Source organism: Streptomyces antibioticus (assembly GCF_002019855.1).
Taxonomy (GTDB): Bacteria; Actinomycetota; Actinomycetes; order Streptomycetales; family Streptomycetaceae; genus Streptomyces; species Streptomyces antibioticus_B.
In genome coordinates this window covers 7,542,733-7,561,735 of the sequence record NZ_CM007717.1, presented here as the reverse complement: position 1 = coordinate 7,561,735, position 19,003 = coordinate 7,542,733, and the positions used below count along the sequence as shown (strand labels likewise).

The 19,003-nt window shown below is 73.2% G+C and carries 19 protein-coding genes; 9 read left to right on the top strand and 10 right to left on the bottom strand.

The features are described 5' to 3' along the window. Positions 1 to 50: 50 nt before the first annotated feature. Positions 51 to 431, bottom strand: coding sequence for a PPOX class F420-dependent oxidoreductase (locus AFM16_RS34305; RefSeq protein WP_078636278.1), 381 nt, complete (start codon positions 429 to 431; stop codon positions 51 to 53). A gap of 64 nt (positions 432 to 495) precedes the next feature. On the opposite strand from AFM16_RS34305, the gene AFM16_RS34300 reads away from it, so the two are divergent. From AFM16_RS34300 to AFM16_RS34290, 3 genes are all read left to right on the top strand, one after another. Beyond that, positions 496 to 1,518: a hypothetical protein gene (locus tag AFM16_RS34300; RefSeq protein WP_245177869.1), complete on the top strand. Its 1,023-nt coding sequence runs from the start codon at positions 496 to 498 to the stop codon at positions 1,516 to 1,518. Positions 1,519 to 1,561: 43 nt separating this feature from the next. Next, the gene (locus AFM16_RS34295; RefSeq protein WP_078636276.1) at positions 1,562 to 2,389 is read left to right on the top strand and encodes an SAM-dependent methyltransferase; all 828 of its coding nucleotides are present in this window, start codon (positions 1,562 to 1,564) and stop codon (positions 2,387 to 2,389) included. Between the two features lie 137 nt (positions 2,390 to 2,526). Continuing rightward, complete coding sequence (locus AFM16_RS34290; protein ID WP_078636275.1) at positions 2,527 to 3,927, top strand: S1 family peptidase; 1,401 nt, start codon at positions 2,527 to 2,529, stop codon at positions 3,925 to 3,927. A gap of 91 nt (positions 3,928 to 4,018) precedes the next feature. Here AFM16_RS34290 and AFM16_RS38830 read toward each other — a convergent pair whose 3' ends face one another. After that, positions 4,019 to 4,189, bottom strand: coding sequence for a hypothetical protein (locus AFM16_RS38830; RefSeq protein WP_107419339.1), 171 nt, complete (start codon positions 4,187 to 4,189; stop codon positions 4,019 to 4,021). A 153-nt stretch (positions 4,190 to 4,342) separates the two neighbouring features. Next, positions 4,343 to 5,038, bottom strand: coding sequence for a L,D-transpeptidase family protein (locus AFM16_RS34280; RefSeq protein WP_078636273.1), 696 nt, complete (start codon positions 5,036 to 5,038; stop codon positions 4,343 to 4,345). Positions 5,039 to 5,199: 161 nt separating this feature from the next. Here AFM16_RS34280 and AFM16_RS34275 point away from each other — a divergent pair, with 161 nt between their 5' ends. After that, positions 5,200 to 5,739, top strand: coding sequence for a hypothetical protein (locus AFM16_RS34275; protein WP_078636272.1), 540 nt, complete (start codon positions 5,200 to 5,202; stop codon positions 5,737 to 5,739). 3 nt (positions 5,740 to 5,742) lie between these two features. On the opposite strand, the gene AFM16_RS34270 is transcribed toward AFM16_RS34275, so the two are convergent. The 4 genes from AFM16_RS34270 to AFM16_RS34255 all read right to left on the bottom strand — a co-directional run bounded on the left by AFM16_RS34270 (position 5,743) and on the right by AFM16_RS34255 (position 9,026). Continuing rightward, the gene (locus AFM16_RS34270; protein ID WP_078636271.1) at positions 5,743 to 6,657 is read right to left on the bottom strand and encodes an SDR family oxidoreductase; all 915 of its coding nucleotides are present in this window, start codon (positions 6,655 to 6,657) and stop codon (positions 5,743 to 5,745) included. Positions 6,658 to 6,790: 133 nt separating this feature from the next. Continuing rightward, positions 6,791 to 7,420, bottom strand: coding sequence for an MBL fold metallo-hydrolase (locus AFM16_RS34265; RefSeq protein WP_078636270.1), 630 nt, complete (start codon positions 7,418 to 7,420; stop codon positions 6,791 to 6,793). Next, positions 7,420 to 8,505 (bottom strand): S-(hydroxymethyl)mycothiol dehydrogenase, encoded by a 1,086-nt coding sequence (locus tag AFM16_RS34260; RefSeq protein WP_030795792.1) that lies wholly within the window; start codon positions 8,503 to 8,505, stop codon positions 7,420 to 7,422. Before AFM16_RS34260 ends, AFM16_RS34265 begins: the two co-directional genes overlap by 1 nt. A 221-nt stretch (positions 8,506 to 8,726) precedes the next feature. Then, on the bottom strand, positions 8,727 to 9,026 hold the full coding sequence (locus AFM16_RS34255) for a hypothetical protein (RefSeq protein ID WP_030795790.1): 300 nt from the start codon (positions 9,024 to 9,026) through the stop codon (positions 8,727 to 8,729). A gap of 169 nt (positions 9,027 to 9,195) precedes the next feature. Here AFM16_RS34255 and AFM16_RS34250 point away from each other — a divergent pair, with 169 nt between their 5' ends. From AFM16_RS34250 to AFM16_RS34240, 3 genes are read left to right on the top strand one after another with little or no spacing between them, the layout of a single operon-like run. Next, positions 9,196 to 9,561 (top strand): nuclear transport factor 2 family protein, encoded by a 366-nt coding sequence (locus tag AFM16_RS34250; protein WP_030795789.1) that lies wholly within the window; start codon positions 9,196 to 9,198, stop codon positions 9,559 to 9,561. Next, positions 9,549 to 9,779, top strand: a complete 231-nt coding sequence (locus AFM16_RS34245) for a hypothetical protein (protein WP_078636269.1) — start codon at positions 9,549 to 9,551, stop codon at positions 9,777 to 9,779. The genes AFM16_RS34250 and AFM16_RS34245 overlap by 13 nt, the downstream gene beginning before the upstream one ends. Before the next feature lie 54 nt (positions 9,780 to 9,833). Next, complete coding sequence (locus AFM16_RS34240; RefSeq protein WP_078637180.1) at positions 9,834 to 11,042, top strand: glycosyltransferase; 1,209 nt, start codon at positions 9,834 to 9,836, stop codon at positions 11,040 to 11,042. Between the two features lie 8 nt (positions 11,043 to 11,050). On the opposite strand, the gene AFM16_RS34235 is transcribed toward AFM16_RS34240, so the two are convergent. Beyond that, positions 11,051 to 12,919, bottom strand: a complete 1,869-nt coding sequence (locus AFM16_RS34235; protein ID WP_107419338.1) for a cellulase family glycosylhydrolase — start codon at positions 12,917 to 12,919, stop codon at positions 11,051 to 11,053. 95 nt (positions 12,920 to 13,014) lie between these two features. Continuing rightward, the gene (locus tag AFM16_RS34230) at positions 13,015 to 14,973 is read right to left on the bottom strand and encodes an elongation factor G (protein ID WP_078636267.1); all 1,959 of its coding nucleotides are present in this window, start codon (positions 14,971 to 14,973) and stop codon (positions 13,015 to 13,017) included. A 151-nt stretch (positions 14,974 to 15,124) separates the two neighbouring features. Here AFM16_RS34230 and AFM16_RS34225 point away from each other — a divergent pair, with 151 nt between their 5' ends. Beyond that, on the top strand, positions 15,125 to 16,234 hold the full coding sequence (locus tag AFM16_RS34225) for an XdhC family protein (protein ID WP_078636266.1): 1,110 nt from the start codon (positions 15,125 to 15,127) through the stop codon (positions 16,232 to 16,234). A 71-nt stretch (positions 16,235 to 16,305) separates the two neighbouring features. Here AFM16_RS34225 and AFM16_RS34220 read toward each other — a convergent pair whose 3' ends face one another. Next, positions 16,306 to 16,809 carry a metallophosphoesterase family protein gene (locus tag AFM16_RS34220; RefSeq protein ID WP_078636265.1) on the bottom strand — a complete coding sequence of 168 codons (504 nt, stop codon included), beginning with the start codon at positions 16,807 to 16,809 and terminating at the stop codon, positions 16,306 to 16,308. Between the two features lie 182 nt (positions 16,810 to 16,991). Between AFM16_RS34220 and AFM16_RS34215 the strand changes: the two genes are divergently transcribed. Further along, on the top strand, positions 16,992 to 18,917 hold the full coding sequence (locus AFM16_RS34215; RefSeq protein WP_078636264.1) for a glycosyltransferase family 2 protein: 1,926 nt from the start codon (positions 16,992 to 16,994) through the stop codon (positions 18,915 to 18,917). The last annotated feature ends 86 nt before the right edge of the window (positions 18,918 to 19,003 follow it).

The window sequence follows — 19,003 nt, the reverse complement described above, 5'->3', positions numbered from 1 at the left end:
CCGGCAGCGCGCAGGGGGCGTGGACCACTCGGTCCGCGCCCCCGTCGCGTTCACAGCGTGACGCGGATGCCGACCGTCCCGTCCAGACCCCGGCGCAGGCGGCTGCCGAGGAGGGTGAGACGGCCCGTGATGCCGTACTTGCGGGCGATCAGGGTGCGGTAGCGGGCGGTGGTCGCCGCGTCGCAGATCTCGGCGGTGGCCGGGATCTGCTCGCCCGTGGGGTTGCCGCGCAGATCGCAGGGGCCGACGAGGACCTCGCCGCGGGCCCTGATGCGCTTCACCTTCCAGGAGTCGGCGGCGGACCAGGCACCCAGCGCGTCACCGTCGCGGACCACCCACACGGGCGTGGCCACCGCGGATCCGTTCTTCCGATAGCTCGTGATCAGCAGGTACTTGCCCGCCGCCAGCCGGTCGAGCGCCGTGTCATCCATGACGGCAGTCTAGGCAGTGTCCCGCCGGGGTTCACCGGACGTGCCGGGTGGGAACGGGACAGTCGTGGAAGCGGCGTGCGACGAGTCCGGGTCCGACGGGGAGAATCTCACCGGCGGGAACACCGACGTGTTCGCGCACGCCAGTGTGGTGCTGCCGCAGGAGTCGGCGGCGGGGTACATCCGGGAGATACGGCGCCGGATCCGCTCGCCCGCCGAGGAGTACAAGGCGAACCATCTGCTGCGGGAGAAGCACCGGGCGGTGCTGGAGTGGCTGCTCGAACCGTCCGGGCCGCTGTACGGGCACGCCCATGTCCATCTGGTGGAGAAGGCGTTCTTCCTGGTGGACCGCACCGCGGACCTGCTGCTCGCCGATCCCGGCGCGGCGGCGCCCCTCTACACGGAGGGCCGCGCGACCCTCTCGCCCGCGGAGTGGCGGGAGTTCCTCGCGGCGGCGAACGGGATGCTGTGGGTGCGCTCGGGCAGCTCTCCCGGAGAGCCGGAGGAACCGGTCGAGGCGTTCTTCGGCACGGTCGCCGCCCTGCGGCGGGCGTACCCGGGCACGCCGGTGGCGGACGTGCTGGAGCGGTTCGGGGAGGGGCGGTCGCGGGCCCGCGACCGTCGGACGGCGATCCTGGCCGGACGGCCGCCGGTGGTCCCGGCGCTCAATCCGCTGCCGTCGTCGATCCTGTCCACGGCCGCGCACTGGAGCCGCGGCGGCCGGCCGGTCCGGCTCGCGCACGACCGGCAGAACATGCTCACCCCGGAGCGGATCGCCTGGATCGAGGAGGCGGCGCGGCGGGAGGGCATCGGGCTCACCGGGCTGCGTCTGGTGGTCGCGGGGGCGGACGCGCGCGTGCAGTTGGCCGACTTCCTGGCCGGGATCGCCCGCAGGTTCGCCTCCGACGAGCTGAACGGCACCGGCGACCCGGAACTGACCGCGCTGCTGCGTCCCTACACCGGGGAAACGGCCGTGTGGGGCGACCCCGGGAGCGGGGCGCGGCTCGGCACGGCACCGGTTTCGGCCAAGGAAGGGCGCGCGGGCGGCGAGGTGACGGGACCCGCCGCGCGGACCGGTTCGGCGCTCTAGATTTCTGGTCCACCGACCCCTTCCGCCCTCTCAGGAGCCCTCCATGACCGACACCCCGCCGGCCGCCGCCGGGGACGACCGGGACCCGTACCGCCGGATCGACACCACCCAGCCGCACACCGCCCGGATCTGGAACTACTGGCTCGGCGGCAAGGACCACTACGAGGTCGACCGGCTGACCGGCGACCGGATCAGGGAACTGCACCCGGGCATCGGCGCGTACGCCCGCGCCGACCGGCTCTTCCTGGGCCGGGCCGTGGAACACCTGGTGACGGAGGCCGGGTTACGGCAGTTCCTCGACATCGGCACCGGCCTGCCCAGCGCGGACAACACGCACGAGGTGGCGCAGCGGCTCGCCCCGGACGCCCGGGTGGTGTACGTCGACAACGACCCGCTGGTCCTGGCGCACGCGCGCGCCCTGCTGGCCGGTACCCCCGAGGGCCGTACCGACTATCTGGACGAGGATCTGCGCAACGTCGACTCGATCCTGCGGCACGCGGCGAAGACCCTGGACCTCAGCGAGCCCGTGGCGCTGATGCTGCTGGGGGTGGTCATCTTCATCGGCCCGGACGAGGACCCGTACGCGCTGGTGCGGGCGCTGCTCGACCGGCTGCCGTCGGGCAGCCATCTGGTGCTCTCGCACACCGTGACCAGTCCCGCGATGCCGGACGTCGACGAGGCGGTGCGGTTCTGGAACGAGCACGGCACACCGAAGCTCACCCAGCGCACGCCCGAGGAGGTCGCGCGCTTCTTCGACGGTCTCGAACTGCTGGAGCCGGGGGTGGTGTCCTGCTCGCGCTGGCGCCCCGAGGAGACGGGCCAACTCCCGGACGAGGTCGCGATGTTCGGCGCGGTGGCCCGTAAACCGTGAAGGTTCCGCGGGCATCGAGGCGATCGGCCGCGGGGTGAACGCGCGGGCGCCCCGGCACGTATGGAGTTGAGGGCACTCGACGACCGGAGGGCCTCCGCGGTGTCGACGCCGCGCGTTCGGGGTTTCGGGAGCCATACATGAGGCATGTACGACGACGGATCGTCAGGCGAGTGACACGGCTGGCGGCCGTCGGCGGACTCCTCCTGGGAGGGACCATGGTCACGCAGGCGGCCATGGCGAGCGAACCGCCCGCCGCCGGGGCGAGGACGCTCGGTACCTCGGAGGACTCGGTGGTGACGAATCCGGGGGCCGAACTGGTCGAGGAGCTGGGCGCGTCGAAGACGGCCGGCACCTGGATCGGCGACGACGGCAAGCCGGTGGTCGCGGTCACGGACGAGGACAGCGCCGCCGCCGTGCGCGAGGCCGGGGCGGAGGCGAAGGTCGTCGGGCACAGCATGAACGAGCTGAAGGCGGCCACCGAGGCGCTGCGTTCGGCGCCGACGGTGCCGGGCACCGCGTGGGTGCTGGACTACCGGACCAATGAGGTGGTCGTGCAGGGCGACACCACGGTGTCGGCCTCCGACTGGTCCCGGATGAGCGAGACCGCGGCGGACATCGGCAGCTTCGTGCGGATGGAGCGCACGAAGGGCACCTTCACCACCCGTCTCAACGGCGCCCTGCCGATCCTGTCGACGGCCGGGCGCTGTTCGGCGGGGTTCAACGTGACCAACGGCTCGAACGACTTCATCCTCACCGCCGGGCACTGCGGGCCCGACGGTTCCACCTGGTTCGCGGACAACCAGGGCAAGCAGGAGGTGGGCACCTCGCTCAACTCCACGTTCCCCGTCAGTGACTTCTCCCTCGTGCAGTACGCCGGCGGCAAGGCGGGCGCCGGGGCCGACATCGTGGCGATCGGCAACGGCGAGGGGGTGCGGATCACGGGCGCCGGCGACGCGGCCGTCGGTCAGCGGGTGTTCCGCAGCGGCAGCACCAGCGGGCTGCGCGACGGCGAGGTCACCGGTCTCGACGCGACGGTCAACTACCCGGAGGGCACGGTCAGCGGGCTCATCGAGACGACGGTGTGCGCCGAACCCGGTGACAGCGGCGGCCCGATGTTCTCGGAGGGCATCGCGCTCGGTATCACCTCGGGCGGCAGCGGCGACTGCACGACCGGCGGGACGACGTTCTTCCAGCCGGTGACGCGGGCGCTGGAGCAGCTCGGTGTGCAGCTCATCGTGGCCGCCCCGTCGGACGGCGCGGCGCAGGGCGGCGGGGCCGCGGCCGGGGACGGACCCGAGCCGTCGGTGTCGTCCACGGAGGCGGCGGCCGCGCCGGGTTCCGCGTCGCCCGGCTCGACCACTCCGGTGGGCGGTGGCGCCGGGCTGGACCTGGCGGCGCGGCTGACCGATCCGCGCACGATCGGACCGGGTCTGCTGGTGATCGCGGGCAGTCTGGTGGCGCTGGTCGCGACCCGGTACATCCGCGCGGAGCAGGACCGCAGGGCCTACCGGGACTACTACTCGGCGACCTGGGGATAGGCGGCCCCGGGAGGGGCGAGAGGCGGACAACGAAAAGGGCACCCGGTGAGGGTGCCCGCTTTCGACGGAGGACGAAGGTCCTCGGGGAGTGTCAGGCGGCGTTCTCCTGCTGGGGGGCCGAGGCCCACTCCAGGACGAGTCGCTGGTACTCCTCGCGCTGCTCGACGCTCAGTATCCCGCCCGACCGGAGCCACAGGGCCCGGATCTCCTCGTTGACCTCCGCGGCCGATCGCTCGGAGAGGGATTCAACAGTGGTGGACATGGTGTGAATCTTACGACGGCAGAGGTGAAGGCCCCGTGAGCAAGCGGGGACAAGGCGGACATACGGGACCGTGTCGCTGATCACGTCCATCTGGCAGGGGCGGCCGGTGAGTTCGCTCACAGCGGTCGGCCGCCCCGGGACGCGCGCCGCCCGTCAGGTGCCCGGCTTACGGCCGTAGACGAAGACGTCGTCGCCGTTCTTCAGCAGCGACCAGTACTTCTTGGCGGACGTCTTGGTCATGTTGACGCAGCCGTGCGAGCCCGGCGGGTTCCACATGCTGACGCCCACCGAGTGGAACGCCTGCCCGCCGTCGAAGAACTGGCTGTACGGCATGGGCACGTTGTAGATGCTGGACACGTGGTCGATGTTGCGCCAGTAGATCTTCTTCAGGCCGGTGCGGGTCTCGTACCCGTTGCGGCCGGTGCGCACCGGGACGGGCCCGTACACGAGCCGGCTGCCGTCCTGGATCCAACTGATCTGGAGCGTGAGGTTCACACAGGCGATGCGGCCCTTGTTGGTCGGGCACTTGCCGGCCTTGTTGGGCTTGGTGCCCACCGCCTTCTGCTTGTTCATGAGATCCATCACACCCCAGGTGACCGGCCCGGCGTAGCCGATGTTCGGGGTGATGCCGTGCTTGTTCTGGAACGCCTGGATGGCCTTGCAGTCGGCGCTCGACTGCTTGCCGTCCACGGGCCGGCCGAGGAACTTCTCGACCTTCTTCTGGTACGGGCCGGCCGAGGTGGTACAGCTCGCGGCCTGCGCCGGCGCCGCGCCCAGTGCGAGCGTCAGCGGTGCCAGCAGCCCCGTCACCCCGAGCACGACGGCCCCTCGTCTGCGTATGTCCCCCATGTCCAGCCCTCTTTCCGGCGCGATTGTGGCGATCTCCTCCTGGTAGACCGTCATGCTCGCGCATCGGTTGTAGGACCGCCCAGGCTGTGACGAAACGGTGAACTTCCGACGGACCGTCCGGTCCGGTCCGCGGTGATCGACACGCTGGATATCGTGCCGTCATGTCGGCGTTCATACAGCAACTCCCCGCGCTCATCGGTGTCGTGATCGGCGCCCTCGGCTCGTATCTGGCGATCGTGCGCAGCGACGGGGCCCGGTTCCGGCGGGAGACGGCGGCGCGCTGGGAGGAGCGCAGGCTCGCGGTGTACGCCGACTACGCGCGGGCGCTGAAGAAATCGGTGAACCTCACCTACCGCGTCGCCTCCCACCTCGGCAACGACCCGCACCCGCATCCGCTGTCCCCGGCGGCGGCCGAACCGCTGCTGGCGGAGGCCACCGACGGACGCGACCCGGCCGGCGAGGCGCTGATCATGCTGGGCAGCCGGGAGGTGGTGGAGCGGGCGCGGGTGTGGGTGACCGCGGTGATGGACATGGAACGCTTCATGCGCGAGGGGACCCGCGACCCGGAGGGCTGGCAGGCGCTGCTGGAACGGCAGCGGGCCGGCCGCGAGGGCTACTACACCGCCGTACGCGCGGATCTCGCGCTGCCGCCGGGGCACCCGGCGCGCTGGCCGACCCGGGTGGAGCCCGACGACGCCTGAGCGTCAGCGGTAGCCGGTGGTGTCGGCCGGGCGGCCCGGGTCCTGGACCTCGACCATGTACCGCCAGGCGTCCGGGCGGCTGCCGTCGAGGTCGGTGAAGCCGTACACCGGGGCGAGGCCGCCGCTGGAGAGGGACTGTCCGTTGAGCCGGGCCACCTCGGGGTCGGCGGCGAGCGCGGCGACGGCCCGGCCGACGTAGCGCGGGGTCTCCGAGATGGCGAAGTGCGGTTCGTTCCCGAGGGCGTCGCGCCAGTTGTCCTCGCGGACGCCGAACGCCTCCAGCATCATCTCCGAGCGCATCCAGCCCGGGGTCAGGGCGACGGCGGTGGCGCCGCGCGGGCCGATCTCGTGGGCGAGGGCGAAGGCCATCCGCAGCACGGACGCCTTGGCGAGGTCGTAGAAGAAGTTCACGCGGTAGGTGTCGCGGTTGTAGGCGGCGGTGCCGTCGGTCATCTCGACGACCAGTCCGCCGGGCCGGCGCAGCAGCAGCGGCAGGGCGTGGTGGCTGGTGATCGCGTGGGTCTCGACGGCCAGGCGCAGCAGCCTGAGGCCGTTGTCGAGGTCGTGCTCCCACACCGGGGTGTCCCACTGGAAGAGTTTCTCGCCGCCCCAGACGTCGTTGACGAGGACGTCGAGCCGGCCCTGCTCGGTGTCGATCCGCTCGACCAGGGCGCGCACCCGGGCGGGGTCGAGATGGTCGGTGGGGACGGCGATGCCGTGGCCGCCGGCCTCGGTGACCAGGTCGGCGGTGTCCTCGATGGTCTCGGGTCGGTCGTACTCGGAGCGGTGCTCGCGGGTGGTGCGGCCGGTGACGTAGACGGTGGCGCCGGCCGCGCCCAGTTCCACGGCGATGCCCCGTCCCGCGCCGCGGGTCGCCCCCGCGACCAGTGCGACCTTGCCCTCCAGCGGACCCGGCATGTCCGGCCTCCCTCTCCCTCACGGGTGTTCCCTCACGAGTGGTGTCACTGCGAGGGTGCCGGGGAAACCGGACATCTTCTGTCGTCTTTGCCGCGGGGGTCACCCGGACGGTCGGCCGGATGGCTCCGTGCCGTCAGTGGCCGCGGTCGATCCACTCCTGGAGGTGCGGGGCCTCCGCGCCGATGGTGGTGGGGTCGCCGTGGCCGGTGAGCACCTTCGTCTCGGGCGGCAGGGACAGCAGCCGGTCCCGGATCGAGGTGATGATCGTCGGGAAGTGGGAGTAGGAGCGGCCGGTGGCGCCGGGGCCGCCCTGGAAGAGGGTGTCGCCGGTGAACAGCACGCCGAGCCCGGGGTCGTACAGACAGACCGCGCCGGGCGCGTGCCCGGGGGTGTGCAGGACGGTCAGATCGGCGCCGGCGGCCTCGATGACCTGCCCGTCGGCCAGATGGGCGTCGGGTTCGCGGCCGGGGTGGGTGAGCTTCCACAGCGGCAGGTCGTCGGGGTGCAGCCAGATGGTCGCGCCGGTGAGGTCGGCGAGGGCGGGGGCCGCGTCGATGTGGTCGTTGTGGGCGTGGGTGCACACGATGGCGGTGAGCCTGCGGTCGCCCACGGCCTCGGCGATGGCGGCGGCGTCATGGGCGGCGTCGATGACGATCGCCTCGTGGTCGTCGCCGACGATCCAGACGTTGTTGTCGACGTCCCAGGTGCCGCCGTCGAGGCTGAACTGCCCGGAGGTGACGAGGCGTTCGATGCGCGCGGCCATCACAGCACCACCACCGAGCGCAGCACGTCGCCGTGGTGCATCCGCTCGAACGCCTTCTCCACCTCGTCGAGTCCGATGGTCTCGGTGACGAACGCGGCGAGATCCAGGCGGCCTTGGAGATGCAGGTCGATCAGCATGGGGAAGTCGCGGGAGGGCAGACAGTCGCCGTACCAGGAGGACTTGAGGGCCCCGCCACGCCCGAACACGTCCAGCAGCGGCAGTTCGAGCTTCATCTCGGGGGTGGGCACGCCGACCAGGACGACCGTGCCGGCCAAGTCACGTGCGTAGAAAGCCTGCTGGTAGGTCTCCGGGCGCCCTACGGCCTCGATGACGACGTCCGCGCCGAAGCCGCCGGTCAGTTCCCGGATCGCCTCGACGGGGTCGGTGTCCTTGGAGTTGACCGTGTGGGTGGCGCCCATGGTGCGGGCGGTGGCGAGCTTGCGGTCGTCGATGTCCACGGCGATGATCTTCGCGGCGCCGGCCAGGTTCGAGCCCGCGATCGCCGCGTCGCCGACGCCGCCGCAGCCGATCACCGCGACCGTGTCGCCGCGGCCGACGTTGCCGGTGTTGAGGGCGGCGCCGATGCCGGCCATCACCCCGCAGCCCAGCAGACCGGCCACGGCCGCCGACACGGACGGGTCCACCTTGGTGCACTGGCCGGCCGCCACCAGGGTCTTCTCCGCGAACGCGCCGATGCCCAGCGCCGGGGACAGTTCGGTGCCGTCGGTGAGCGTCATGCGCTGGGTGGCGTTGTGGGTGTCGAAGCAGTACCAGGGCCGCCCGCGCAGACAGGCGCGGCACTGTCCGCACACCGCACGCCAGTTGAGGATCACGAAGTCGCCGGGCGCCACGTCGGTGACGCCCTCGCCGACGCTCTCCACCACACCGGCCGCCTCATGGCCGAGCAGGAAGGGGAAGTCGTCGTTGATGCCGCCCTGCTTGTAGTGCAGATCGGTGTGACAGACCCCGCACGCCTGGATCTTCACCACGGCTTCGCCGGGGCCGGGATCGGGGATCACGATGGTCTCGACCCGCACCGGTTCGTTCTTGCCCGGCGCGATCACTCCGCGTACTTCCTGCGGCATGGTGCCTGCCCTTTCCTCGACGGTCGAAGTCCCCTGTCCGACCCTACGCGCGCCCGATCGATCAGGACACGGGACGGGCCGCCGGACCGCCGGACGGCCGCCAACACGGCTTTGGGGAGGCCGGGTTCGTACGTCCCGCGCCGAGCCGTCCGCAGGGGTGGAGAACGCGCGCGGGGCCGCCGTCCGGTGGTCCGGGCGGCGGCCCCGCGTGCGGTGTGCGCTCAGGTCTGGACGGCGGGCAGCAGGCCCGTGACCGGGGCGGCGAGATCGGTGACCTGGTGCAGTTCGTTCAGCCTGCTGAGCTGCTGGACGTTCTTCACTTCGGAGACCTGCCGGGAGACCTTCGGCAGTTGGCCCCGGCTCTCCGGCGGGAGCTGGCTCGCGCTGAGCGCGTCCAGGGCGGCGATCGGGTTCAGCTTGCCGGCGTCCGGGGCTTCGGCCGCGTTCGCCATGGGCGCGGCGAGACCGGTGAACCCGGCGGCGAGCGCGGCGGCGGCGACGATGCGTCGAGGGGAGATCATGACTGGGGCAACGGCGGCGGCGCCCCGCCGGACACGGGTGCGGTGCCGGGCTCACCCGTGAGGACGACGCCGCGGCTGCGCTTGCCGAGCCCGGTGCGGCGGAGGAGTCTCGAAGGTGAGGGCCGGGCGGTCCGGCTCCTTCGGTCCGCGGCCCTTCCGGGAGGTCACCATGGGCACCGCCGCAGGCTCCGCCTTCGACAGCGACACCCTGCGCAGGGGCGTCGAAGGGCAGACCGCGAACGTACTGCTGTCGCTCTACGCGGACGACGCCGAACTGCGCGTCGTCGACCAGAACACCCAGCCCAGCCATCCGCGGGTGCTGCGCGGCCGGGACGAGATCGCCGAGATGCTGGAGGACGTCTACAGCCGGGACATGTCCCACACGCTGGAGGAGTGCGTCGTCCAGGGCGACCGTGCCGCGTTCAGCGAGTCGTGCCGCTACGCGGACGGGGTGCGGGTCCTCTCCGAGTCGATGGTCACCCTGCGCGACGGCAAGATCGTCGAGCAGACGATGATCCAGGCATGGGACGCGTAGGAGGGAGGTTCGCAGGGGTCCGGTTCAGTTCCCGGCTGACCTGGGACGTCTCGTTCCGGGCCGGTCTCGGGCGGCGCCGCGCGCCCCGGCCCCTGCTGTCGGGCGCGGCGGCCCGGCGCGTGTCCGTGGCCCTGCTGCGCACCGCGCTGGAGGCGGCGCGCGCCCGCCCGCTGCCCCCTCCCCCACGGCCGCGCACGGTCCGGACGCGGCGGCGCTGAGCGGGCCGTGCGGCCGTGCGGCGGGCCATACTGTCGGTCGTGCGAGTGGCGGTCATCACGGCGGGCTCCCGGGGCGATGTCGCCCCCTTCACCGGACTCGGGCACGCGCTCGTGCGCGCGGGCCACGAGGTCACCCTGGTCACGCACGGACGGTTCGCGCCGCTCGTGGCGGGCTCGGGGGTGGCCTTCCACGCCCTCCCGGTCGATCCGCGCGCCGAACTGGAGTCGGTGCGCGGCCGGGGCCTGCGCCGCAGCACGACCGGCGCGGGCAAGCTGCTGCGGGTGGTGCGGATCGCCCGGGCACGGGTGGGCGAGCTGGCCGACGAGGTCCTGGCGGCGGCGCGCGGCAGCGAGGTGCTGCTGGTGTCCGCGTCGGTGGGGCCGCTCGGCCGTACGATCGCCGAGGGGCTCGGGCTCCCGGTGATCGAACTCCCGCTCCAACCGGTCGCACCCACGCGGGAGTTCGGGCCGCCGCTGCTCGGGGGCGGCTCCTTCGGCGGACCCGCCAACCGGCTCGCCGGGCATGGTGTGGAGTGGGCCGTCGACCGTGTCTTCGCCCCCGCCCTGCCGGCGCTGCGCTCCCGGCTCGGCCTGCCGCCCGGCCGCCCCCGCACCCCGCCTGCGGGACCGGTGCTGCACGGGTTCAGCCCCCTGGTCGTCCCCCGGCCCCGCGACTGGCGGCCGGACCTCGACATCACCGGCTACTGGTGGCCGTACGACGGTGAGCGCCGACTGCCGCCGCACGTACGGGAGTTCCTGGACGCGGGGCCGGCCCCGGTCTTCGTGGGCCTGGGCAGCGCGACCGTGCCGGATCCGGCGGGGCTGAGCCGGCTGGTCGTCGGGGCGCTGCGGCGGGCCGGGCTGCGCGGGGTGATCCAGCGCGGCTGGAGCGGTCTCGAGGCCGACGGCGACGACATGCTGACCGTCGGCGAGGTCCCGCACGCGCTGCTCTTCCCGGAGACGGCCGCGGTGGTCCACCACTGCGGCGCGGGCACCACGGCCGCCGGACTGCGGGCCGGGGTGCCCGCCGTGCCGGTACCGGTCCAGTTCGACGAGAGCTTCTGGGCCCACCGCCTGCTCACCCTCGGCGTGGCCCCGACCGCCCTCCCCACCCGCCGCCTCACCGCGGAGAACCTGGCGGCGGCCCTCACCCGCGCCACGGGCGACCCGCGATTCCGTGCGCGGGCCCGGGAGTTGGGCGCCCGGGTGCGCGAGGAGGACGGGACGGGCAGAGTGGTGGAGGCGGTCGGGCGGCTGGCCTGAGCGGTGGCCTAGGCGAACTTCTGGCCCACCCAGGAGGCCAGTTCGGTGCGGGCTGCGGCCAGCAGGGTCGCCGAGGGGGCCGTCGCGCCGTTGGTGATCAGGGCGTAGTGCACGGTGCCCTGGCCGGTGGTCGTGAGCAGGAGGCGTCGGCTGCCCGTGCCGCCCGGTTCGGGAGCCGTGGCGATCGGGGTGGTGGGGGTGTACGCCGGCGGACCGTGGGCCGTGCCGAGGTCGGAGACGACCGTCGTGGTGGAGGTTGGGAAGGACGCGGGGAGGTGCAGTTCGGTGGGTGCCGTGCCGGTGCCGGACCGCCAGACCAGCAGCCCGTACTGTCCGGAGCCGACCAGTGCGGCCACGTTGGGCAGGGCGGCGGGCACCGGGTTCCAGGTGAGGGTGGTGGAGCCGTCGCGGGAGCGGTCCTCGTAGGTGAAGGCGAGGGCGGTGCCCGAGGTGGCGCTCGGGTAGATCCGGTCGAGCAGCCGCGCGTCCTGACGGAGCGTCACCGTGCCGTTGTCGTCCAGGCGTACGGCGGAGAGGTCCTCGTCGTTCCAGGCGTCCCCGGCGGTGAGGACCTTGTCGGGGTTGCCGTTCATCAGCTCGTGATGACGGCCGTGGTAGATGTCCCACTGCCACTGCGCACCGGAGAGGACCGGTCCGGAGGCGGCCGGGGTGGTCCACCAACTCGCGCCCTTCACACGGGAGTCGAGCGCCTGGTACATCGCCTTCAGCACGGTGGGCGCCTTGTCGGAGACGAGGCCGGACAGCGGGTGCCCGAACTCGCTGACGAGCGCCGCGGTCCCGGCCGCCGACACGCGGTCGCGCAGGGCGCCGAAGTCGGTGACGTACTGGCCGTCGGCCGCCTTGCCGGGCATCAGGATCGCGGAGATGGCCTTCTGGTCGTAGAAGTGGGTGCTGAGGACGTATCGGGAGCCGAGGGTGCCCGCATCGAGGAGGCCGCCCTCCTGCCGCTGGGAGGTGATGTTGGCGTTCCAGAACAGGTTGGGTTCGACCAGGGCGGGCTTGTCCTGCCAGCCCGCCGCGTCCATCCGGGCCCGGAAGCGCACATAGAAGGGCCACAGCAGATCGCGTTCCCAAGTACGGCTGGTCTGGCCGGAGTCGTAGGTGCCAGCGTACGGCTCATTGTAGGGGTCGAAGCCGAGGACGCCCGCGAACTGCTCGGCGGTGAGGTGCTGCCGGATGTAGGTCATCGTCCGCTCGGCCATGGTGAGGAAGGAGTCCTGGAGGCCGTGGGCGTTGTGCCAGAAGTCGTACTGGGCGGCCTTCACCGCGCCGTTCTGGGTGATGTTCTGGCCCCAGAAGAAGCAGATCCCGCACGACTCCCGGGGGTAACCGCCCAGTTCCACGGCCCACTTGGGCGCGCCGTCGCCGGTGTACCAGCTTCCGGAGTTGAACAGGTACCGGGAGTACAGGTCCTGGTGGAAGTCGGGGTGGACCCGGACGCCCGCGTCGAGGAAGGCGCGGATCTGGTCGGTGGCGGCGGCCAGATAGGCGGTGTCGATCTGGCCGCGCACCGGCTCGGCGTAGGCCCAGGAGAGCAGGAAGCGGGCGGAGTTGCCGCCGCCGAGGGCACGCAGGGCGGTCGCCGACTTCCTGGCGTCGGCGACCGAGGCGAAGGGCAGGCCCTTGTTCTCGTCGAGTTTGGTCTCGCCGGAGACGTTGTAGCCGCGCAGGACGGCCTCGCGGCCGTGCCCGTCGACGAAGCGGCCGTTCGCGACGGTGAGCGCCGTGCCGTCGAACGGCAGGGAGTCGGGGAGGGCGGCGGCACCGGCGGCGGGGGTGCCCGCCGCCGTGAGGAAGCCGCAGAGTCCGCAGAGGACCACCAGAACAGCGAGCAGACGTGCTCGGATATTCGGCATGTCCACTACATTCCGGCGGCTTCCGGACACCGTCAATAGGTTCTGACTCGCGAGTAAGTTGACGATCAATCAGACCAGTTGCCCGGTGCGCCGTCTCAACCGCCCACCCGGCCCGTCACGTTCAGCAGGTACTCCTTGCGGTCCAGCGGATTGCGGTCCGTGCGCGGCCGTTCCGGCACCGCGCCGCCCGCCACCGGCGCGTAGTGGTCGAAGGCGCTCTCCCACTCCCCCTCGCCCCGCGTCAGTCCGGGGATCCGCTGCTCCAGCGCGTGCACCCGCGCGGCCGGCACCACCCCCTCCAGCACACACCGCGCCCCCTCGGTCCGGGTCGTGCCCGGTACGGCGTCCAGCGCGGCCAGCACCGGCAGCAGCGCGCCGAGCGTGTCCGCGGGGGCCTCCAGCCGGAAGCGGTGCATCGGCTCGTGCACCCGGGTGCCCGCTTGGCGCAGCGCGTCGACGAGGACCAGCGGGGTCAGACCGCGGAAGTCGTAGCCGGTGCTGGACATGCTCTTGTCGAAGCCCTGGTGGGCGTGGCTCTGCCGGGGCCAGTAGCCCGAGTGGGTCATGGTGACCGCGCAGTCGGTGACCCGCCAGCCGTGCAGCCCCTGGGCGAGGGTCTCGCGCACGGTGTCCTCGACCGCCTTGAAGAACGCGTACGGCATCGCGCCCAGCTCCACCTCCAGGCCGAAGGTCACCCCGGTGCCGGGCGGCGCGGGCTCCACCCGCAGACCGACGGTGGCGAGGAAGGGGTGATCGCCCTTCTTGATGAACTCGGCGGCCGCCCCGGTCCCGGCCGGGCGCTCCAGACAGAGCGGTGTCGTCTCCCGGAAGGTGACCGCGAGACCGTGCTCGTCGGCCAGGGTCGCCTGGAGGACCTCCTTCTGCACCTCGCCGTAGAGCGACACGGACGTCTCGGCGCGGACCTCGTCGTGGCGCAGGCCGATCAGCGGATCCTGTTCGGCGAGCCGGGTCAGGGCCAGGTGCAGGGCGCGGCGGTCGGTGCCGGGGCCCGGTACGACGACCGTCTCCAGGGTCGGCGGCGCGAAGAAGCGGCCGTGTCCGGGCCGGGGCGTGCCGAGGCTGTCGCCGACCCGGGCGTCGGTCAGGCCCCACAGGCGGGCGATCCGGCCGGCGGGCACCGCCTCGGCGCGCGTGTCCGCGCCGTCGGCGAAGACGCTGACCGCGGTGACCTTGCTCCGCGCGTCGTCGGCGCCGATCCGGTCGCGCACCCGCAGGGTGCCGGAGAAGAGCCGGGCGTAGGCGATCTTCTCGCCGGCCGGGCCGCGCTCCACCTTGAAGACGGTGCCGGACAGCGGGCCGTCGGGGTCACCGGCGGCCGGGGGCAGCAACTCCTTGATCCCGGCGACGAGTTCGGGCACCCCGGCACCGGTCGCGGCGGACCCGGCGTACACCGGGTGGACGACGCCCCGGTGGGCCTGGGCGCGCAGGGCGGCGCGCACCCGGGCGGGCGTGAGGGTGCCGTCGACGTACGCGGCGAGGAGGGTGTCGTCGTGGTCGGCGAGGACGTCGGGGGCCGGGTCCTCGGGTGTGAAGGCGGCGGCCGGTGTCCCGGGTGCCGTGACGGAGCCCATGGCGACGACCGGTACCGCGAGCCGCTCGGACAGCTCCCGCAGGACGCCCTCCGGGCGGGCGCCGCGCCGGTCGGTCTTGTTGACGAAGACCAGGGTGGGGATGCCCAGCCGGCGCAGGGTCCGCATCAGGACACGGGTCTGGGCCTGGACGCCCTCCACGGCCGACACGACCAGGACCGCGCCGTCGAGCACGCCGAGGACGCGCTCCACCTCGGCGATGAAGTCCGGGTGGCCGGGGGTGTCGATGAGGTTGACGGTGATGCCGTCGACCGGGAAGGAGACGACGGCGGCCTTGATGGTGATGCCGCGCTGCCGCTCCAGCGCGAGGGTGTCGGTCCGGGTGCTGCCGGCGTCGACACTGCCGAGTTCGTCGATGACCCCGGCGTGGTGCAGCAGCCGTTCGGTCAGGCTGGTCTTACCGGCGTCGACGTGCGCGAGGATCCCGAGGTTGAGCAGATGCACGAGGTGTCATGTCCTTGGAGAGAGGAGTGGTTCCTTCCTGCTGGGTGGACATGGACGTCGCTCGCATCTCGGCTCCTGTGCGGTGGGGTCGGTGGTACCCGCGCAGTGCAGCAGAACGGCGCGGGGCGCGGCAACGGATTAACGTTCAAGCATGCGCGAGATTCTTCCGGCGCTGTCCGGGTGGTACGCGGCCGGTGAGCCGTTCGGGCTCGCCACCGTGGTCGCCGTCAGCCGCAGCGCGCCGCGCGAGCCGGGGGCGGCGATGGCGGTGGGCCCGGACGACGCGGTGGTGGGCAGCGTGTCCGGCGGCTGCGTGGAGGGCGAGGTGTTCGAACTGGCCCGGGAGGTGGTGGCGAGCGGCCGGGCCCGCCTCGAGACCTTCGGCTACAGCGACGCGGACGCCTTCGCCGTCGGGCTGACCTGCGGCGGCGAGATCACCGTCCTGGTGCGGGCGGTCGACCCCGCGCGGGACGCCGTCCTCGGCGAGGTCGCCGACGCGGTGGCCGCGCACGAGCCGGTGATCGTGGCCACGGTGACCGACGGGCCCGCGCCGCGCGGCGCCACGCTCGCCGTCCGGCCGGACCGGACCGTCGGCACGCTCGGCACGGCGGGCCTGGACGCGGCGGTCACCGCCGACGCGCGCGGCGGACTCGCCCTCGGGGCGACCGGGCTGCGCCACTACGGGCCGCGCGGGCAGCGCCGCGAGGACTCCGTCACGGTCTTCCTGCACTCGTTCGCACCGCCGCCGCGGATGCTGGTGTTCGGGGCGATCGACTACGCGGCCGCCGTGGCCGGGATCGGCGCCTTCCTCGGCTACCGGGTCACGGTGTGCGACGCCCGCCCGGTCTTCGCGACGCCCCGGCGCTTCCCGGACGGCGTGGAGGTCGTCGTGGACTGGCCGCACCGCTATCTGCGCGGCACGGACACCGACGCCCGCACGGTGATCTGCGTCCTCACCCACGACCCGAAGTTCGACGTACCGCTGCTGGAGGAGGCGCTGCGCCGCCCGGCCGCGTACATCGGGGCGATGGGCAGCCGCCGCACCCACGAGGACCGGCACCGACGCCTGACCGAGGCCGGCCTCACCACCCCCGAACTGTCCCGCCTCCGCTCCCCGATCGGCCTCGACCTCGGCGCCCGCACCCCGGAGGAGGTGGCCGTATCCGTGGCCGCCGAGATCATCGCCCAGCGCTGGAACGGCACGGGGGCGCCCCTCTCCTCCACGACGGGCACGATCCACGGCGAACGACCGCAGAACTGACCGGGCACCCGGTGCACGACCACGCCCCGGCACCCGAACCCGGCCGAGCCGGCCCCCGACCCCGACCCCGGTCAACCGCGTCGCGGCAACCGGTGCAGGGCCACATCCGTCAGGCGGCCGTTCGTGATCGTCGTCGTGAGGTACGTGCAGTGGGGCTGGTGGCGGCGGTCCGTCGGGGAGCCCGGGTTCAGGAGGCGGAGGCCGCCGGGGGCCGTCGTGTCCCAGGGGATGTGGCTGTGGCCGAAGACCAGGACGTCCACCCCGGGAAAGTCCGCCGCGCAGCGCGCCTCCCGGCCCCGGGCGGGACCCGTCTCGTGGACGACCGCGAAGCGCAGGCCGCCGAGGTCGGCGTACGCCACCTCGGGCAGCCGGGACCGCAGCTCGGGGCCGTCGTTGTTGCCGTACACGGCGACCAGGCGGCGGCTGCGGCTCTCCAGCAGGTCGAGGGTGGCGGTGTCGACCCAGTCCCCGGCGTGGAACACCACGTCCGCGCGGGGGATCTCGTCGAGCAGCGGGGCGGGCAGCGCCCTGGCGCGGCGCGGGAGGTGGGTGTCGGACATGAGGAGCAGTCGCACGGTGTCAGGCTACGCGTGGCCCCTCCCCCGGCCGGGCGAACCGGGTCCGACGGGTCCGGGCCGTGAACGGTCGGCGAAGTCCGGGGTGCGGCGCGGAACAGAACAGGTGGGCCCCGTTCCGCGGGGTTAGCATCGGGCCACGCGCCCGTCCCACGGCGAGAACAGAGGGGGCCAGGAGCCCGATGCCGGTCAAGGTCAGCGTCATCGTCCCGGTCTACAACCCCGGCCGCTACATCGAGGACTGCATCGCCTCGCTGCTCGGGCAGTCGCTGCCGCCCGACGCGTACGAGGTGATCTTCGTCGACGACGGTTCGACCGACGCCACCCCGGCCCGGCTCGACGCCCTCGCCGCCGAGGACCCCCGGGTGACGGTGATCCACCAGGAGAACTCCGGCTGGTCGGGCAAGCCGCGCAACGTCGGCATCGACGCCGCGCGCGGCGAGTACGTGATGTTCGTCGACAACGACGACCACCTCGGCCCCGAGGCCCTGGAGCGGATGTACGACTACGGCGTCGCGAACGACGCGGACGTGGTCGTGGGCAAGATGGCCGGCCGGGGCCGCGGCGTGCCGGTGGAGCTGTTCCGGACCGACCGGCCACGCGCCACCGTGGAGAACGCGCCGCTCATCGACAGCCTCACCCCGCACAAGATGGTCCGCCGCGCGTTCCTGGAACGCACCGGGCTCCGCTTCCCCGAGGGGCGGCGCCGCCTCGAGGACCATGTCTTCGTCACCGAGGCGTATCTGCGCGCGAGCAATGTCTCCGTGCTCGGCAACTACGTCTGCTACTACCACGTGCGGCGCGACGACGCCGCGAACGCCGGGTTCCAGCGCTTCGACCCGGTCGGCTACTTCAAGAACCTGCGCGAGGCCCTGGACGTCGTCGAGAAGTACACCGAGCCCGGCCCGCTGCGCGACAAGCTGTTCCGCCGCTGGCTGCGCGTGGAGATGGTGGAGCGGCTGCGCGGCCGGCGCTTCCTGAACCTGCCGGAGGACTACCGCAGGGAGCTGTTCGACGAGATCCACGCCGTGGTCACCGAGCGGTTCGGGCCGGGCGTGGCGGCCCCGCTCCAGCCCACCCAGCGGGTCGTCGCCGCCCTGGTCGCGGACGGCCGCTACGACGACACGGTGGCGTTCGCGGAGTGGGAGGCCGGGGTCGCGCTCACCGTCGAACCGGAGTCCGTGCGCTGGCAGGGCGGCCTGCTGCGGATCGCCTTCGCCGCCGAACTCACCCACGACGGCCGCCCGATGACCTTCCCCTCCGCCGGGGGCTCCCCGCCGTGGCCGCCGCACGACGTCGCCGAGGCGGTGCGCTGGCTCGGCGAGGACGTCGTGGTCCGGTTCGGCCGCGCCCGGCCGGACCTGCTGCTGCGCGAACGCGCCAGCGCCGCCCAGTACTTCCAGCCGGGAGAGGTGGTCCGGGAGACCGTCCCGGTGGGCGACGGCAGCCGGGTACGGCTGGTGCTGCGCGGTACGGCGGCCGTGGACCCCGGCGCCCGCGAGGTGCTGCCCGCCGACGGCCTGTGGGACGCCTACGTGCGGGTCGGCATCGGCGGCTGGACGAAGGAACTGCGGCTCGGCCCCGCCCCGCGTCACGACGTGCCCGCCCCGCCCGCCGGGGTGGTCGCGGGCCGGGTGGTGCTGCCGTACTGGACCGAGCGGCACGGCTCGCTCGCGCTGGACGTCGGCCGGGCGGGCAAGCGGCTCGGGCTGGGGCGGCTCACGCCCGCCGACGTCACGGTGGACGGCGACCGGCTGGGCGTGGACCTGCCGCTGTACGTGCCCGCCCCGGCGGAGGCGGTGCTGCGGCTGACCGGCCCCGGCGCCCAGGACGTACCGGCCGTGCTCACCGCGGGCGGCCGTCTGGAGGCCGTCCTGCCCACGGCCGCCCTCACCGGACGGACCTGGCGGGCGTCCCTGTGCCTCGCGCCGGGCGCCCGGGAGGGCGAGGCGGACCGCTTCCATCCGCTGCCGTTCGCGCTGCGGGCCGGCGCCGACCGGGTGCGCGCGGTGCCGGCGCACCGGCCCGGACGGGTGCGCCGGCTGGTCCGCCGGACGCGGCGCGCCCTGCACCGGATCGTCGGCAGGATCACCGCGCGGACGGGGTGAGGCGACGGCGCCTTCGCCAGCGGAACAAAAAAGGGGGGAGGCGTCCGGGCTGCCGCCGTCGTACGCCTCCCGCCCCTGATGCCGTG